Origin of the sequence: Enterovibrio baiacu, from assembly GCF_004120195.1 — a bacterium.
Lineage (GTDB): Bacteria > Pseudomonadota > Gammaproteobacteria > Enterobacterales > Vibrionaceae > Enterovibrio > Enterovibrio baiacui.
The window spans coordinates 149,449-165,339 of the sequence record NZ_SCHN01000010.1; the positions used below are offsets into that span (position 1 = coordinate 149,449).

The window sequence follows — 15,891 nt, forward strand, 5'->3', positions numbered from 1 at the left end:
GGATTGTTTTAATGTTCACCACTGCCGAGTTCCAGAAGTGTGGCATTGCCACCCACTGCAGTGATGTTGATGGTTCTCGTTCGCTCCGTAATGAAACGAAGTTGGTACGCTGGCGAAGCAAGTAGCGGTAAGTGAATGCCGTCGCTCTCCGCGACAAATTGCACCAACACGCCGTCTCTTTCGGCCAATTTTCGGTTCATTGCCACTAGCACATCGGCCTCGGCAACGGCTGCAACGCCTTTCAACGGTGCAGTTTCAATCACATCGTTAAGCGCATTTTCATCTAATCTCTGAGCCAAGCGGCTTGGGGCGCTGGCTTTTACAAGATCAGACAACAGGGCATCTGCGGTGTCGTTTAGCCCAGAAGGCACAACAACCAAGGCAGCATTGCCCGCCACTAAAGACGCAGTAAGCTGACCCGCTAATGACACGGCAGACAAACTGTCATCGCCCGTCACCAAAAACAGTCCGCGCCCTGCGATATACAATTCATTCGTTTCGCCCGTCGGCCCCGGCATCAGGTGCACAGGTGCAAGCACCTCACCGGCTTGCTTAACCTGATAACGGATCATGTTTGCAGCAGCGTTAAACTCTCCGCCCCGTGCCGCAACGATATCGGCCCACAGAGACAGCACAGCTTGACGCCCTTCCACCCCTGCGCCGTTCCATTCTTCCCACACCGCTACACACTGAGAAGCAACACGCTCAACCTGCGTCATTTGATTGTTACCGTGATTGAAGATCATGCCGTTACCTCCTTGTTCGCGACAGAATTGTCATTGGTGAGTTGCAGTTGTTCTTGAGTGAAGCGGTACAGATAGTGCGGACCGCCAGCTTTCGGACCCGTTCCCGAGAGACCTTGTCCGCCGAACGGTTGCACGCCAACCACAGCACCAACCTGATCGCGGTTGATGTAGCAGTTACCCACACGTGCTCGCGCATCAATGTGGCGATAGGTGCTTTCATTGCGGCTATGTACGCCAAGGGTAAGGCCAAAGCCTGAGTGGTTGATGTCATCAATCACGGCATCGAGCTCATCGGCTTTAAAGCGGATCACATGAAGGATCGGCCCAAAGTGCTCTTGGTCAAGCTGGGAAATGCTGTCGATTTCAAATGCCACAGGCGTGATGAAGGTGCCGACGCGGGTATCGCTTGCCATCGGCACTTTGGCGATAAAGCGCCCTTCTTTGAACAATTGGTTGATGTGGTTTTGCAGCTTCGCTTGCGCAGCTTCGTCAATCACAGGGCCAACGTCCGTTGAATGCAGATACGGCAAACCTACGCTCATTTCCGCCATCGCACCTTTCACCAAATCCAACACACGATCAGCCACGTCGTTTTGTACGTAAAGCACACGCAGGGCTGAACAGCGTTGGCCAGCAGACGCAAAGGCAGAACGCAGCACATCACGCACCACCTGTTCAGGGAGCGCAGTGCTGTCTACAATCATCGCATTCTGGCCGCCCGTTTCCGCAATGAAGGGAACAGGTAAGCTATCTCGTGATGCCAAGGTTTGGTTAATGCGCTGCGCGGTCGGCGTTGAGCCGGTAAACGCGACGCCCGCGATGCGTGGATCGCTGGTAAGTTTCGCGCCAACCGTCGCGCCGGTTCCCGGAAGAAGATGAATCACCCCTTCTGGGATCCCTGTTTCCAGCAGCAACTCAATGGTACGGAAAGCAATCAGTGACGTTTGTTCCGCAGGCTTTGCAACAACGGTGTTACCCGTGACGAGCGCAGCTGAGATTTGGCCAATGAAAATCGCCAGCGGGAAGTTCCACGGGCTAATACAGGTGAAAACACCGCGACCCGCGCGCGTTAACGTGACATGTTCACCGTCAAAACGTGGGAAAGTTTTTGCTTCTGCCATCATGGCGTCAGCTTCTAGCGGATAGAAACGCAAGAAATCGACGGCTTCGCGCACTTCATCAATGCTGTCGTGAATGGTTTTACCCGCTTCACGGTGACACAGTGCTACCAGCTCGCCCATGTTCTCTTCAAGCTTGTTCGCCAGCGATAGTAGGTACTTACCTCTTTCTTTGGCTGGCAGTGCTTGCCAAGCATCCACACTGTCATGTGCTGCTTGCAATGCGGCATCGACATCGCTTTCGGTTGACCAATTGATGGTGCCTACATCAAGGCGATGATCATAAGGCGCAACAATGCGGTGTTCTTCGCCCACTCGGCGCTCGCCATTGACGATGGGGCCCGCTTTCCAGTTGGACGCCATGAACGTTTGTACCGATTGATTGTACGTTTCCCATTCGCTTTCAATATCAATCGCAACGCCTTTCGAATTCGGACGATCTTCGCCAAAAATCGCACCCGGCAGTGGGATATTGGTGTTGTGTAACGTTGGACGTGACAACAACACATCGACTGGGTGTTTGGTCAAATCTGCAATCGGACAACGTGCATCTACAAGGCGGTGAACAAACGAGCTGTTCGCGCCGTTTTCAAGCAGACGACGAACCAAATACGGCAGCAAATCTTTGTGATTGCCCACAGGCGCGTATATGCGCACCGGGTGCTCAAACATTTCTTTCGCGTGGTAGTAAAGCGAATCGCCCATGCCATGAAGACGCTGGAACTCGTAAGTATCGTGTTGCGCCATGGCATAAATTGCAGAGATGGTCTGAGCGTTGTGGCTGGCAAATTGCGGGTAAATCAACCCCTCAACATGCTTTGATAACAAGAAACGGGCACACGCAAGGTAGGCCACATCAGTGCCTTCTTTACGGGTGTAGACCGGATAACCTGGCAGGCCGTTTTGCTGTGACAATTTGATTTCGCTGTCCCAATACGCGCCTTTCACCAAACGCATCGGCACAACGGTGCCGTGTTCTTTGGCCAGCGCCGCTAACCACACCAATACGGGCAGTGCGCGCTTTGAATACGCTTGAACCACAAGGCCAAACAGCCCCCAGCCTTTAATGTCTGGATGCGTGAAAAGCTTCTCAAACAGTTTGAGTGACAGTTCCAAACGATCCGCTTCTTCCGCATCAATGGTGATCGCCACGTTTAATTCACGTGCGCGTTTGAGTAGCGTTAAGACCGTATCAAACATTTCTGTCATAACACGTTCTTCGTTCGCCACTTCATAGCGTGGGTGCAATGCAGAAAGCTTGATCGACACTGAAGGCGCTGGCCCGTTGCCGACAGATAAGTTCTGTCCCACGGTTTCAATCGCTTCGATGTAGTCGTTAAAGTATTTTTTGGCGTCTGCTTTGGTCAGCGCCGCTTCGCCCAGCATGTCGAACGAATAGGTGAAGCCGCTTTCGCGTGGCTTTTTGCCGTTGTCTAGTGCTTCATCAATGTCACGGCCCAGCACGAACTGATGCCCCATGATCTTCATGGCTTGGTGCATGGCTTGACGAATAACAGGCTCGGAGAACTTGTTCACCAAACGGTTCAATACCGCTGTCGGACGACCCTCTTCGCGCTCATCTACGTTCACGACCTTGCCAGTTAGCATCAGTCCCCACGTAGAGGCATTCACGAAGAGTGAATTAGAGTTTTTGAGGTGCGCTTTCCAATCCGCGACGCCCAAACGATCACGAATGAAAGCATCCGCCGTTTTTGCATCAGGAATGCGCATCAGCGCTTCTGCCAAACACATCAGCAAAATGCCTTCGCGGGTATCAAGGCTGTATTCCAGCAACAGGGCATCAATCATCTGCACGGCTTTCTTATCAGCGCGTACACGCGCAATCAGATCCGCCGCATGCTTTTCCGTTGCAGCACGTTCAGATTCTGATGGCGTCGCCAACGGGATCAATGCTTCAAGTACCTGACTTTCGTCCACACAGTACTGACTTGAAATGTGTTGCCAAAGGGATGCTTTCGGTTGCTCAAGCAGGCTTGGCACCAGTACATCGGTCGCTTTGAACATAAGCAGATTCCTCTTCTCTTACCCGGCAAATTAGTGGCATATGTTACGTGTATGTTAGATTAACGACCGATTCTATGGACGATATGCCGGAGAGTCTTTCAAAATCCTGCGGCATTATTGCAAAAAACTCCGATGATTAACAAACAGAGAACCCTAACTTCCAACGCACCAAACAATTGTTTTCATGATTTTTTTCCAAACCGCCTGAAAATGCAGGAATTAACCCGATTTGTCGGAGTTTTGGCGAGAAATGCTTAGCGAAAATAGCGTGAAATTCGTGAGAAACAGGGCTTACTGAAAATAAGGTCGGCGTTTTTGACAAAAGAAAGGCAGAGGAAAAAATGCAGCGTGGTTAATTTTTTGTGAAATAAAATGAAGCAGTTACGAAAGGAAGGTCTCGCTAATACCCAAGAAAAAACATCACGCGAAACCGGAGGAAGAAACCGATCAGTGATCGTGGCGATACCGAGAAGGTGAAACACCGAAGTAGCGCGAAAAGGCAGAGGTGAACCCACTTTGGCTGGAAAAACCACAGCTGTCGGAGATTTGAGCAAGGTTCAATTGGCTGGTGCTCAGTAGCTCTTGCGCGAGCTCGAAACGCTTTTTCAGCACATATTGATGAGGCGTTACGCCAACTTGCGCTTTAAAAAGCTGATGGAATTGGCTTTCCGCTAGAAATACCGAACCTGCCATCTGGGCGACGCTGATTTTTCTGCTGATGTGCTGACGAATATACAGATCGATAATGTCCATATTCAGTCGGTGACCTTGGCGACGGGGAGCGAGTTGATCCCTAAAATGACGCTCCATCACACACAACAAGGTGTCAGCACATGCTCGACCTAAAATCACATCGTGCGGATTCGCTATCATTTCGCCAGTGAGGGCTTTTACCAAGGTTTGGGCTTGCGCATCGAGTTGGAAGTAAACGTCTCGCTCAAAGAGCGCTTCCACTTTTTGCTTCATTGATGACTCACCAAGCAACACAGATTCTGGCAAGTTAATGACGAGAATTTCATTTTGACCGATACCAGAGAAAGCATGCAGCTCTGCTTCAGACACCAAGCACCCTTGGCCCGGGCCAACCAGACTGCCACGTCCAGATAGCTCAAACTCGGTTTGCCCTTGCAGCCCAATCACAACCTGACGGTAATCGTGCGCATGCAACGACGGGTGATTAGGTAAGGCAATAACTTGTGAATGTGTAAACTCTGATGCCATACAACGACTAGTGTCAAACAACAAAATGAAAGAAGGCATTTTGCCACGCGAAGAAGCTATCGCGAAGTAAAATAACCTCGGAAACATGATCAAGAGTAGGCCAAACTACGGCCGACGTCATTTTGAACCTAAAAATGTGCAAGATCTCAACGTCTGATGGCTAAAATTTGACGTAGTCTTGAGAAAACGCATCGCCCTTCGAAACCATGATTCACTCAAACCACTGTTTTAAATGATTAATTTTAAGTTCTGAATCGATTTACATCATTCGATGACACTTGATCATCTTTCCGAGCGTTTAACAGCAGGATCATTCCCTGATCATCGTTCCGAGGAAAAGGATCGTAAAGGCGATCGGCAAGAAAACAGAAAAAACGCTGTAGACCAGTAAAAATGGGATGCTTAAGAAAAAACGCTTTTGATAATTCACCACGATCCAACCGAAATACACGCAAAATTACCGATGTAAATTGAAAAGGAAAAGGCGTAAATGGCATGGAAACGTGCCGCTTCCGTTGAGACTCATTAATATTTCCCATGGCTCGGTTGAAAACATAAAAAGCGTCAATAATATGTCGCCAAATATTAATTAACGTCAAATAATTGCTATTTTCTTTGCACACCTATCATGAGTAAACGTTATTTTCATCGATAAAAAGAGATGAGCTAAAATAATTGAGTAACTTATCAAAATATGGCATTTGAATAATAACGATAAGCATCAAATAATTAGTATCATGGAAAGGCCATTTGGCATTTACGTGTTAATCTAGTTATTTGGGACAACGCTTTTCTATTGGAATTCTGAGAATAAGCAAGGGACATATGAAAAGTAATCGCATAGCTGCGTTAGCTTTCGCGTTAACACCGATACTTCTTAGTAGTCATGCACTTGCCAATGACACCACAGCCGCAACGGATGATCCGGTTGTCGCTCTGGAACAGAAGCTTGCAGATAAAAGAAGTGAAATTGGCAATCACGCTGAAAACCTTCAAACGCAAAGAGATAAATTGGACGCATTATTAGCTGAACGTGAAACGTTAGCGAATAAAGCAATGGAATTAGAGAAACGACGCACACTGGCTCAAGAGCGTCTGGATGAACAATTCCGCCGTCTTATTGAAAATCCTGATACAGACCTCAACCAGTACAAAGACGATTATCAAGCGGCTTGGCAAGCAGTGAAAGATAATCAAAAGTCCACGCTTCAAAATGACCAAGCTGTCGCAGAGCAACAGCGTATTGTCGAAGGCGAAAATCGCCAGAAACAATTGCTCGTAAGTGCGATGGAAAACCTTCAAGAAGCGAAAAAAGAGGCGCGTGTTAAACGTCTTCGTCAGGAACTTACGTTCTCAGATTCAATTGAAGTCGTGCATACCATTACGTGTAGCGAATCAATGACGCTGGCTGCGTGTTCAAATCAAGGCAAAACCCTGACCATGCAGAAAGCCGTTAATACCTTCCAATCACACGTGCTGGACAAAGTGACAGAATCAACCACGGCGAAGCTGAACGCGAACCGTGTGTCATTCAATATTCATGTCATGAACAGCAATGTGGTCGACAGTGGCTTCAGTGGTGATAACCGCTACATTACTCGCCTACAGGCAGAAATGAAGAGCCAACCAGACGAAAACGCGGCGTGTAAACTCCTCGATTTTGCTGAACGTTATTGTGTTGAGAAGTCGTTCACCACGGCCAAATCAACCCCTAAACAGCAGGCTAAGCGCTGGGTCAATGTAAAGATCCGTTCGAACCGCTACGAAGACAACGTGACCATCAATGGTGTGACCTACGGTTCAACACCTGTTGAGATCATGCTGCCAGCGGGTCAGCATCAGCTTACGGTTGAAAAGTCAGGCTTCGAACCGTACAGCCGTCAGATGTTCATGAACAAAGATTCCGTTGTTTGGGCAAACCTGAGGGAACAGGAGAACCGACCTAAACCGGGAAAGCAATTCGCTGACAAACTCTCTAACAACCGACAGGCACCACAAATGGTCGTCATTGGTGCGGGTCAGTACCGCGTTGGCTTTGAAGCCAAACAGCCTGTTGTTGTAGACCAACCTTTCTCTATCGCTGCAACGCCAGTCACAGTGAAGCAATTTGGAGAGTTTGTCGCTGCGACTGGGTACGTCACAGAAGCAGAAGAGGGACAAGGTTGTACGGCGCTGGATAACGGTGAACCGAAACAGCTGCTCAACCACAGTTGGCGCAAGCCAGGTTTTGAACAGGCGGATAACTCCCCTGTTGTTTGTATCACCCGTGATGATGCCAACATGTATTCAAAATGGTTAAGCACCCAAACCGGCTTCAACTACAGCCTTCCTTCTGAAGTGCAGTGGGAAGTGGCAGCACGCGCAGGCAGCGAATCAGACTTTTGGTGGGGCAACGACATTGGTGTGGGTAACGCAAACACCGGTTGGAGCGGCACGGTGTGGTCGAACAAAAGCACCTCCCCCGTTGCGAGTTTCCCAGCAAACCCATTTGGTATCTATGACACCGCGGGTAACGTTTGGGAATGGGCGGGCCACCAAACACCTGTTGCACGTGGTGGCGCATGGAGTTTCTCTCCAAGCAGCGCGCGCGTAGCAGAGCGTTTAGAGTTAAAATCTGACCTCAGTGCAAATTATGTCGGTTTCCGTGTGGTGCGAAATATTTAGTTCGAACTCTACTGAAATCCGTTTATTCAAACCCGCTTTCATGGCGGGTTTTCTTTTACCTGTATTCTTATCAATACACGATCAGCGTGAAGGGAATCTAAAACGCGATCTCTCTCTATAATAAAAAACAATGTTATCAGTTACATGCAAATTAGTGCATTCCCCCCCTGTCCGATTTTCTGGCAGCTATGTATAGTACTCAACGAACAGCGCATATTGCAGTATGTTGCTGTTTAATCACTGAAATTTACCTCGGTGAAACATCTGCTCTCATGGTAACAACCCTCGTGCCATGGATGTGGATGACCTCTTCTACACGTCGTACAGGAATTCGCTCTTTTAGAGCAAACTCTTGTCTTTACCGGCTCCTACGAGCCGGTTTTTTTCCCTTTGTAACGCCCAATTTGTGATACATTTCATGCAAACGGAATTATCGTTACAATACACTGTTAGTTATTTCCTTTATTAATCATTTTTATGAATAGCACACCCAAGGCCCCCCCTCCCACATGCACGCTTTTTGAACAACTCCCAGGTTGTTGGGGATGCAAAGACATCAATTCAAATTTTGTGTATGTGAATCAGAATTATGCCGATCTGGTGGGCGTATCTAGCCACCACGATTTAATCGGTAAAACCAACTTCGACATGCCCGGTCGTTTAACCGCGTGCGCTGAGATTTTTCAGCAACAAGACCAAACAGTGATGTCGAGCGGCAAGAAAATGCAGGTGCTTAATATTCATCCTTATCCCGATGGGGAGTGGCACGCGCATATTTTCACGAAGATGCCGTGGTATAGCGAAAGCGGTGAACTTATCGGTGTGATTTTTCATGGCCAAGCCATCAACGAATTTGCAGCCCTTGAAGTGGGGCAATGGATTTGCCGCGCCATTGGATCGTCGAAAACAGACCTCACCATTGGAAAAAAAACCAAACCGCATCCCCCACTTTCGCCGCGAGAGTCTGAAGTTCTCTTTCTTCACATGTATGGCAAGAAGCCCCAATTCATTGCCAATGCATTAGGTGTCTCGGTAAAAACCATTGAGAACCACTTTGCGAACCTTCGATTGAAACTCGGCGTGAAAACCAAAACAGATTTAACAGATAAAGCACTGGAGTTGGGCGTAGGCTCTGCCATTCCATCGAGCCTCATGAAACATCAACTCAGTGTCGTGTTGTCTGCATAAGCGAAAATACGGCGTCTCAAGCCAAGAAAAATGCAGCAGGGATCATTAGCACGAAAAAAGCAGCCATTGGCTGCTTTTTTGATGGTTCTTTTCACTCAACGCTACCTGGCGATAATAGACATTACGGCGCTAAGCGCTCGATATCCCATTGGCCTTTTTCTTCACCTTGGTAGATAAAGCGATCATGCAAACGGTGTTCGCCGCCTTGCCAGAATTCGAACGATTCCGGTTTCACGCGAAAGCCTCCCCAGAACGTCGGCACAGGGACTTCGCCTTTGTCGAATTGCTGCTTCAACTCCATGTACTTGCTTTCCAACGCGGAGCGCGCAGAAATGCGTTCACTTTGGCGACTCGCCCACGCAGCAAGCTGGCTCTCTTTTGGTCGTGATAAGAAATACTTCATCACTTCCATTTTACTCAGCTTGGTCGCTTCGCCTGTAATGTGTACCTGACGCTCGAGAGGGTGCCACGGGAAATGCAGGCTGATCTTTGCATTATCGGCCAGTTGCTTCGCTTTGCGGCTACCGAGGTTGGTATAAAACACAAAGCCACCATCATCGACATGCTTCAACAACACGATACGCTGAAAAGGCTGGCCTGTTTCATCCACCGTTGCCACTATCATAGCCGTTGGGTCTGGTAATTTGGCATCAATGGCTTGTTTGAGCCAGTGCTCAAAGAATTGAATAGGGTTTTCAGGCAGGTCTTTGCGTCTCAATCCACCTTGGTTATATTCTCTTCGAATATCAAACAAATCCATGTGTTGCTCCAATTAAGGTTTTTGCCATTTTGCGGCGGGTTGCGGCATTTCTCAAGTGAATTTCTTCGCTTCACGCCCTTCACACATCAAGGAACATATGCGCCGAATACAATTTCTAGCAGCGGTTTCCGCGATGGGTTTTGTCCTCACAACAGTCGTTGCCGCATTTACGTACTTTTCAGTGGAGAATCGATACACCAATGATATCCAAAATGATGTCTACCAACTTCACGAAAAGCTGTCTGCCGAGCTTGCTCGGTACAGCGAGATCCCTGTTGTCCTGTCTGCCGACCCTCGCTTAAAACGTCTATTACGCGTACCTAATAGCGAACGTTTGCTCGCCCAAACCAATGCCATTCTAGAAAGCTGGAACAACCGACTGAACAGCGACGTACTTTATCTGATGGACAAAGATGGCTTAACACTCGCAGCCAGTAATTTTGAGTCCAGTACCACCTTTATTGGGCACAATTACCATTATCGCCCTTATTTCCATCAAGCCATGGAAGGGGAAAAAGGGCAATACTACGCGCTAGGCGTTGTCTCCGATAAGCGAGGGTATTACTTCTCGTATCCGATTTGGGATCACGATGAGATCGTCGGCGTGTTAGTACTCAAGGTTGATCTCTCCATCATCGACAGGATCTGGGATCAACAACAATTCGACTATTTGATTGCCGATCCGCTCGGCGTGGTGTTTTACAGCTCACACAGTGATTGGCTTTACCAGTCTCTCGCGAAACTCACCGAGAACCAAAAGAACGCGATTCGCGACTCACGCCGTTACGGTGACAGTGCGCTGAACAGCCTGACGGAATACCAAGAACTCGACACGCTAAAGCCTTTGAACAGCTTATCTTTAGGCTTATCGACCACAGACAGAGATCGCGTATTGGTAGCCAGTACTGAACTTGGCAGTGCGGGCTGGCGTATCTATGGTTTTGTGCCTGTCAGCAAACTTTGGCCAATGGTGATGCAATCCGCGCTGCTTTTCGCCACCTTCTACGGTTTGTTGGTGCTGGTCATGACTGCGTGGTTACAAACCGTAAAAACCCAACGCAAACTCGCCTTACTCAACGATGAGCTCGAACAGAAAGTGGCCGCTCGCACATCAAGCTTGGAAGATACCAACGCCGCGCTACGTGACAGCATTACTCAATACGAGGAAACACAACGCGCGCTAAGGCAAACCGAATCGGAGTTAATTCAAGCAGCCAAACTCGCCATGCTCGGTGAGCTCTCCGCCAGTATTAACCACGAAATCAATCAACCTCTTGCTGCCATGCGCACCTACACAGAAAACAGCATTAAATTGATGGAGCGCGAACGGTATCAAGATGTGCGGAAGAACCTGGCCTCAATCCATGAACTGATCGGCTTGGTCGCTGATATCATCGCGCGCTTCAAGGTATTTGCCCGCAAGCAAGGGGAAGAGAGCCGACGCCTCGCTGTTCTCGATGATGTGATTCATGCCTCGTTGGTACTTTCAGAAGCCAGTTTTAACAAGAAGGGAATACACATCGAGTGTGTCATTCCCGAAAACAACATAAAGGTAAATGCCGACCCCGTTCAGCTCGAGCAAGTGATTCTGAACTTACTCAGTAACGCTGCGCATGCGGTTCGTGATACAGATAACCCCGCTATCGGCATCACAGTGTCAACACACCTTGATTGGGTGAATGTGCATGTTTGGGATAACGGCCCCGGCATGGATAACGACACCAAGAAGCACGTGTTCTCTCCCTTCTACACCACGAAAAAAGAGGGATTGGGATTGGGCTTAACCATTTGTCGCCGCATTATAGAAGCGTTCGACGGTCGATTACGCGCCGAGGATCACACGGGCGGCGGTGCAGAATTTATCGTCAGCTTAAAACGCCTTCAAGATGGAGACACATCCCATGACGCATGAAGTTTGGATCATTGATGACGAGCGTTCGATCCGGGACTCGCTTCAACAGACGTTAGACATCGAAGGCTACCAAGCCCGCGCATTTGCCTCTGCCCCGGAAGCCCTCAACGCCCTCTCCAATACATTTGAAGGCGTCATTGTTTCTGATATCAACATGCCAAAAATGAGCGGATTGGCGTTTTTAAAGCATGCGTTACAGATTGATGCTGAGTTATCTGTCGTCATGCTAACTGGTCACGGTGATATTTCTACAGCCGTTTCAGCCATGCGTGATGGCGCGTATGATTTTCTTGAAAAGCCCTTTTCAACCGACCACCTGTTAGATGTTATCCGCCGTGGCATTGATAAACGCCAGCTCGTGATGGAAAACCGAGAGCTTAAGCGAGAACTGGAAACACACAGCGCGCCCGGCCCGCGTATTTTGGGGAATTCGGAACAGATTAAACAGCTGCGCCGCTCGCTGTTCCATCTCAAAGATCTGGATTGTGATGTATTGATGCAGGGTGAACGTGGCACAGGCAAAGAGCTCGCTGCCCGCTTTATGCATGATCAAGGCACTCGACAAGACGAACCTTTTGTCGCGGTGAAATGCCGCCAAGTGCCCGAGGCGTTGTTGGAGCTGGAATTGTTTGGGCCAGAACAAACTGGCTTTTCCACCCATCCCTTTTATAAAAACAGCAAGCTCGCCGCGGCGGGGACAGGCACTTTGTTTTTAGATGGCATCGAAGCCCTTCCTAGCCATGTTCAAGCACGCTTGGCCAACATTATCGCCAGTGACAACACCTCGCCCCGACCAAGAATCATGGCATCGACCCGCGTCGATCTCACCAGCAGTGTTCAACAAGGCATGTTCGATCAAGATCTCTATGCTGCCCTCTCTGCTATCTCAGTACCCTTTTCGCCGCTGCGCGAACGCGGTGATGATGTGATTACTTTGTGCCAGAACTTTTTCCGCACAACCGCGTCCCGTTTTGGCATCGCACCACCCAGCCTTAAAGACGAACACAAAGCCACGCTGAAACAACACCAATGGCAAGGCAACATCACAGAACTTCGTAATTTTGCCGAACGTTGGGTTTTGATGGGCGAGCAACAAGCCATGCTGACCAATGTCAGTTTGCGGGAGAAAGAACACGACACGTTGTCGGAAAGAATGCAAAAAGTAGAGCGTGCGATCCTAAGCGATGCGCTAAATAGACACAGTGGAAGATTGAAAGAAATTCAGTCAGAACTGGGGCTTGCGCGTAAAACGCTATACGAAAAATTGAAAAAATATGGTCTCGATAAAGAGAATTTCAAGGCCTAGTCTCTAGGCCTCTTCCCTTCTAAGCCCCCGTCAGCTCTCGCATCTTACTGATTATCAACATTCTTATCACTGAGATCATGGACTTGGATCATCATCTGTAGACTGTCCGCGATTAGTGAATATCCGTTACTTAAACTACGCTTAGTAGAAAGTGTTTCGAAGTTTTTATAGTTGGCAAAACAATGAGAAAACGAGATAAATCTGCATCAACACTGCCAGCCAGTGAACATTTAGATTACATCGACGACAAAACCGCCGCCCTTTTGCTTTCAACGCCGAGAAGTGCGCGCGTGTTGTTATGGGTCATTATTGCGTTTCTAGTCGTGACGGCAGTGTGGGCGTCCTACGCCGAATTGGACAAAGTGACTGTCGGTCAGGGCAAGGTGATTCCCTCTTCACAACTGCAAGTGGTGCAGAACCTTGAAGGCGGATTGGTGAAAGAACTGTTGATCCGTGAAGGCGACATTGTCACCAAAGATCAACAGCTTCTGTTGATCGATGACACCATGTTCCGATCTGACTTCCGTGAACGTGTGCAAGAGCTAACAAGCTTGCAAGGCGATGCTGTTACGCTGAAAGCCCTCACCGATTCCGTTGTCGTTAACCCGGAAGTGCAAGTCAGTGACTGGAAGCAGAGCGTCACACTCTTTCGCAGCGAACTCATCTTTGAAGCTGATTTCATTAAAGAGCACCGCACCGTTGTGTCTCGTCAACGTGCCGCTTACAAAGAAAAACTCAACAACCTCGAAAACCAATTATCTGTGACATCTCAACAGATCCGTCAGAAAGAACAAGAAGTGATCGAGGTGAAAGCGCGCGTACAAAACCTGAAGCAAAGCTACAGGTATGCGCGTGAAGAATACAACATCACCAAACCCCTCGCCGATGAGGGCGTTGTGCCGCAAATTGACCTGCTCAAACTGCAACGACAAGTGAACGACACCAAACGTGAGCTTTCTTCTGCCGAGCTGTCTTTGCCTTCTTTGACCTCTTCGTTGCAGGAGTTTGTTTTCAAACACATCGATGTAGCACTGAAATTCCGCGCCGAGCAACAAGAACGCTTAAACGATATCGAAGATAAACTTCTTGCCATGACAGAAACGCGCGTCACCTTGGAAGACAGGGTCGAACGTACCGTGGTGCTTAGCCCTGTCGATGGCACCATCAAAAAACTGCACGTAAATACCGTGGGCGGTGTTATTCAGCCCGGCATGGATCTCGTCGAAATTGTACCTAGCGAAGACAACTTGTTAATTGAGGCGAAGATTGCCCCACAAGACATCGCCTTCCTTCGCCCGGGTCTCGACGCCATCATTAAATTTAGCGCCTATGACTTTACCGTGTACGGCGGCCTAAATGGCATTTTAGAAACCATCAGCGCCGACACGATTCAAGATGAAGAAGGAAACAGTTTTTACCTTGTAAAAATCAGAACCGAATCTAACAACCTCGGTGATGGATCTGAGCTTCCTATTATTCCAGGTATGACGGCATCTGCCGACATCATTACAGGGAAGCGCAGCGTGTTGGACTACCTATTAAAACCAATATTACAAGCGCAGAAATCAGCATTGCGTGAATAGAACACTTTTTGGGAATGTATTGCCAACCCATTGATGGGAGACGTATTTTGAACTGGAAAAAATGGATTGTTTTAACAACAGTCAGCGCCATTGCTGCGCCGACTTGGGCATTTTCTGTCGAACAGGCAGTCGCGACGACCATCGCGACTGACCCCGAATTGAAAAGTGCATTCAATGATTTTATGAGCTCTCGTGAGGACATTGAATCCGCACAAGGCGGCTACCTTCCAGCAGTAGACCTGAGCGCAGGTTTTGGATACGAATACGTCAATAACAGCACCACCGAGGCCTCTGGCGACAAGAGTTTTAACCGCAAAGACGCCACGTTGAGCCTGACCCAGCTCATATGGGATGGCACAACCAGCAACAACATCGAGCGTTCGGAGTTTGAAGCCGAAGCGCAGCGATTCCAATTATTGTCAGACGCGCAAGACAAGACTTTACGAGTCACTGAAGTCTATGTTGCCGTGCTACAAGCCGCACAATTGCTATCCTTGTCAGAAGCGAACGTCGAAGTGCACGAGAAAATTCTTGCCGACATTAAACGTCGTGCAGAATCTGGCATTGGTTCGACCGCGGATTTATCACAAGTGGAAGCTCGTGTTGCTCGCGCCTTTACCAACATGCTGGCAGCCCGCAGTAACTTAGAAGATGCAGAGACTGAGTTTTACCGTGTGGTCGGTGCAGAGCCGGTGAATACCGTCGACCCAGAAGTAGATGAGCTGTCTCTACCTACAACACGCGATGCCGCTTTGGAGCGCGCCATTGAGCTCAACCCTGTGATAAAGCTCGCAACGTATGACATTGATGCTGCCCGCGCACAGTATCGATTAAACAAAGGCAATTTCTACCCCACGCTGTCGTTTGAAGCCAGCCAAAACTGGAGTGACGACGCAGGCGGTGTGGAAGAACAAGTCGACGAATTTAGCGCCATGCTGCGATTACGCGTCAACCTCTACAACGGTGGGGCAGACACTGCCGACGTTCGCAGAAGCGCATACCAACTCAATAAATCGAAAGACATTTTTGACAATGCCTATCGGTTATTGGAAGAGAGCACTCGCTTATCTTGGAGTGCATATCAGCTGACGGAACAGCAAAAAATCTACTTAGCAGAGCACGTTGATGCGGCATCTGAAACGGTCATTGCTTATGAGAAGCAATTTCGTATCGGCCGACGCACACTGCTCGACTTGCTAAACACTGAAAATGAGCTGTTCGAGGCACGTCGTTCGTATCTAGATGCTCATTACGCGAATATCACCGCAAAGTACCGAGTACTGAACAGTACAGGCTCGTTATTAGATGCACTTCGCGTGGACGTACCTCAAGAATGGCTCGAACCTGTAATAGATGGTGAGGGTTAAA

At 48.7% G+C, this 15,891-nt stretch carries 10 protein-coding genes; 6 read left to right on the forward strand and 4 right to left on the reverse strand.

Going from position 1 to position 15,891, the window contains the following annotated elements:
* Positions 1–8: 8 nt before the first annotated feature.
* The 3 genes from EQP46_RS11990 to EQP46_RS12000 form a co-directional block, all read right to left on the reverse strand.
* On the reverse strand, positions 9–746 hold the full coding sequence (locus EQP46_RS11990; protein ID WP_129493881.1) for a delta 1-pyrroline-5-carboxylate dehydrogenase: 738 nt from the start codon (positions 744–746) through the stop codon (positions 9–11).
* Positions 743–3,889: a bifunctional proline dehydrogenase/L-glutamate gamma-semialdehyde dehydrogenase PutA gene (gene putA / locus EQP46_RS11995; protein ID WP_129493882.1), complete on the reverse strand. Its 3,147-nt coding sequence runs from the start codon at positions 3,887–3,889 to the stop codon at positions 743–745. Before putA ends, EQP46_RS11990 begins: the two co-directional genes overlap by 4 nt.
* A 447-nt stretch (positions 3,890–4,336) precedes the next feature.
* The gene (locus tag EQP46_RS12000) at positions 4,337–5,110 is read right to left on the reverse strand and encodes an AraC family transcriptional regulator (RefSeq protein ID WP_129493883.1); all 774 of its coding nucleotides are present in this window, start codon (positions 5,108–5,110) and stop codon (positions 4,337–4,339) included.
* Between the two features lie 825 nt (positions 5,111–5,935).
* Between EQP46_RS12000 and EQP46_RS12005 the strand changes: the two genes are divergently transcribed.
* A complete protein-coding gene (locus EQP46_RS12005) occupies positions 5,936–7,774 on the forward strand; it encodes an SUMF1/EgtB/PvdO family nonheme iron enzyme (RefSeq protein ID WP_129493884.1) in 1,839 nt (612 codons plus the stop codon).
* Positions 7,775–8,251: 477 nt separating this feature from the next.
* Complete coding sequence (locus tag EQP46_RS12010; RefSeq protein WP_129493885.1) at positions 8,252–8,962, forward strand: helix-turn-helix transcriptional regulator; 711 nt, start codon at positions 8,252–8,254, stop codon at positions 8,960–8,962.
* A 121-nt stretch (positions 8,963–9,083) separates the two neighbouring features.
* Here EQP46_RS12010 and pdxH read toward each other — a convergent pair whose 3' ends face one another.
* A complete protein-coding gene (gene pdxH, locus EQP46_RS12015) occupies positions 9,084–9,722 on the reverse strand; it encodes a pyridoxamine 5'-phosphate oxidase (protein WP_129493886.1) in 639 nt (212 codons plus the stop codon).
* Positions 9,723–9,819: 97 nt separating this feature from the next.
* On the opposite strand from pdxH, the gene EQP46_RS12020 reads away from it, so the two are divergent.
* From EQP46_RS12020 to EQP46_RS12035, 4 genes are all read left to right on the forward strand, one after another.
* On the forward strand, positions 9,820–11,634 hold the full coding sequence (locus tag EQP46_RS12020) for a sensor histidine kinase (RefSeq protein ID WP_129493887.1): 1,815 nt from the start codon (positions 9,820–9,822) through the stop codon (positions 11,632–11,634).
* Positions 11,624–12,940, forward strand: a complete 1,317-nt coding sequence (locus tag EQP46_RS12025) for a sigma-54-dependent transcriptional regulator (RefSeq protein ID WP_129493888.1) — start codon at positions 11,624–11,626, stop codon at positions 12,938–12,940. The genes EQP46_RS12020 and EQP46_RS12025 overlap by 11 nt, the downstream gene beginning before the upstream one ends.
* A 182-nt stretch (positions 12,941–13,122) precedes the next feature.
* Positions 13,123–14,523 carry an HlyD family type I secretion periplasmic adaptor subunit gene (locus tag EQP46_RS12030; RefSeq protein ID WP_129493889.1) on the forward strand — a complete coding sequence of 467 codons (1,401 nt, stop codon included), beginning with the start codon at positions 13,123–13,125 and terminating at the stop codon, positions 14,521–14,523.
* A 47-nt stretch (positions 14,524–14,570) separates the two neighbouring features.
* A complete protein-coding gene (locus EQP46_RS12035; RefSeq protein WP_129493890.1) occupies positions 14,571–15,890 on the forward strand; it encodes a TolC family outer membrane protein in 1,320 nt (439 codons plus the stop codon).
* Position 15,891: the final 1 nt, after the last annotated feature.